3 protein-coding genes are annotated in these 2509 nt (G+C 46.8%); all 3 read right to left on the reverse strand.

Going from position 1 to position 2509, the window contains the following annotated elements:
• Window positions 1-88: 88 nt before the first annotated feature.
• Window positions 89-403 (reverse strand): hypothetical protein, encoded by a 315-nt coding sequence (locus tag BUA40_RS14100; RefSeq protein WP_072801480.1) that lies wholly within the window; start codon window positions 401-403, stop codon window positions 89-91.
• Window positions 396-1640: an ATP-binding protein gene (locus tag BUA40_RS14105; RefSeq protein WP_083585442.1), complete on the reverse strand. Its 1245-nt coding sequence runs from the start codon at window positions 1638-1640 to the stop codon at window positions 396-398. Before BUA40_RS14105 ends, BUA40_RS14100 begins: the two co-directional genes overlap by 8 nt.
• A gap of 23 nt (window positions 1641-1663) precedes the next feature.
• A partial coding sequence (locus BUA40_RS14650; protein WP_178299677.1) for a hypothetical protein occupies window positions 1664-2509 on the reverse strand: 846 nt, incomplete at its 5' end.

The raw sequence follows: 2509 nt of genomic DNA on the forward strand, positions 1-2509 counted from the left end.
GGCTATACTGTTGCTTCCTTTGCCGGGAAGGGGTGAATAAAAACGGCGAACCTCCTTATCCTGCGCTCGCGAAGTGACTTTTTAAGGGTCAACTACAATACTTCAATTCGCAAAGAAGCAAAAACCCACCATCAACAACATCTCTCGGTTTGAAAAGGCATTCGCAATTTTTGGTTTTATCGGGAAAGTAATCCGGATGTTCTTCAAAATTAACACCGTAGATTACAACATGTTTGGGATTTTGCATATGGAATGACTTTATATCGTCAAACTCGGATTCCGAGACGCAGACGCCCTTTTTTGCGCTCTCCGGTTCGAAACGAGTCTGTTCCGTATAATCGGCGACCCACACGTCATTTTGATATTCGCGGGCGTGTTCGAATTCTTCAACAATGTTAGCCATAGTATGCTGCATAGTTGGAAAATTCGCTCATCACACGCTTCATTACGCGGTCAAAGTAATTGCCTCGAATGAGTCCATCTTCATCTTGTAGCGGGGTTACAGTCCCATCACGTAATTCCCATGCAGCTACATTTTGTGGATCTACAAAACAATCCTTTCGGTCATCATCCTGCAATCTGTCGCGAACAATATATCCAAGCATATAATTGTTAATCGCATATAAAAGGTAGGGACTATGCGTCGCAATAAACAATCCGTCAGAATGCATCGAAGCATTTTTCAGAAGATTTTGTACAAGTTCGACCTGCGTAAGCGGGAAAAGATTCTGCTCGGGTTCTTCCAGGTATATATCCGAATACGCAGTACGAGTAAAGTTCTCGTATAGTTTCAAACATTCCTTATAGTCTTCTTGAGACTTAAAGGGCAATGTCAAGCGACCGACTTTTCCAAAATATCGATCTTCTTCGCTTGCAAGCGCTTCCAGGGATTTTTTGTAGCGTTTTTCGTATATATGGAAAAGCACCGATTCGTTTTCACTATCACTTACGATATTGGACGGCAACTTGGCAGAATACTGTTCGTCAAAAAGGAACTTCAGGTAAGCCCACATTGGGATAACGGACTGCAATCCACTAGATGCATTCGTCAAGTTAACCTTGTTTCCATCACCAAGCAAGACATAATCCCTAGATGCTTCCGCATCATAGTAGTATTTGACATTCAAATCCAAAATATCAAGCATATTGCCAGGACTATACATGCCCCTGACACCATTCCAGTCTGCGATAAAGTTTCGGATATTCGTATTATCGAACTTTACCTCAAACCAGTTGGGAATAGCCGCAACAAGATTTCTTTCCGAGGGTATATAAGAAATCTTACTTCGCTTGTATCGCCAACAACCGTCAAATATAGTCAAGTCAAATGTTGATTTGCTGAAATCGCAAATAAAATGAACATAATCGGATTTATATTCAATAAGACTTCTATAACGGATATAACCTTCCAGTTTATGGAATACGATTAGATTATCAATGACATAGCTAAAGTTGGCAAAGCCATTTTTTCCCTGTTCCAGCAAGATGCGTTTTTCTGCCCAGGCACAGAAACAGGCTATTTTCAAAATGCAGCTTTTTCCTGCACTCTGTGGACCAATTACGACGTTTATCTTTTTCAAGTCCAAAGAAACACTTTGTATCGGACCGATGTCTTTTATTACCAATTTCTTCATATGCATTTGCGCTCCAAAATTAGTAAAAACTACCCGATAGAAATGACGGCGGTGCCTGCGGCGAGTGCAGTCACGCGGATTTCGTAGCGGTTATCGCCATTGGGTGTGTCGGGTATATCTACGGTGAAGTAATAGCCCGATTGCGTGGTAGCCGTCATGGTTGTGCCGTTCACGTCCCATTCCCATGCAAGGGCGGGGACGCTATGGCCCTGACCGTCGGCCACCATCACGATATTCGGATGCCACCACTGGTTGCCAGGCCAGGTGTCGCTTACCAGCAACATCGTCTCGCCCTCGGCAAAGGTAATCACCTGCGCACTGGAAACGTCCACAATGCGCGAAATCTTGCCGGGAGTAGCCTCCTGCTGCAGGACCCAATCCTTGTTCGTGACATCCGCGTAAAAATCGGTATCCCCATTCGCAGATGTTTCCGGGGTGACACCCGGCACTCCCCCGTTCTCGAACTTGTCTTGGATATCCCCGGCATCGGTATCGTTGTTGCCCAGGAACACCTCAGGCGTCGAGGTCGTCACCGTATGCTGTTCCAGCATGATTTCCACACTCGGCGCAAACACGCCCACGGGGTTGTTGTGTTCGAGGATCAACGAGGCATTGTCGCCAAGGGCCACATCGTCGCCATCGCCCATGGTAATCGTGTCGCCGAAGTCGCCACCGACAATCACGTCGCGGTCCTTGCCCGTCAAGATGGTGTCGCCCATCTCGACAGGTTCGTCATTTTCGTCAAGCGGAATTTCCACGGCCGCGCCGTCATAATGTATGCTCTCGGCCTCGATGGCGCGGTTCGCGTAGTCGGCCAGGTTCTCGTTGCGGGCGAACGGAGCGTCGATATCGAATGTCACGCGGGCGTCGTCACC

Origin of the sequence: Fibrobacter sp. UWT2, assembly GCF_900142545.1 — a bacterium.
In the GTDB taxonomy this organism is placed as follows: domain Bacteria; phylum Fibrobacterota; class Fibrobacteria; order Fibrobacterales; family Fibrobacteraceae; genus Fibrobacter.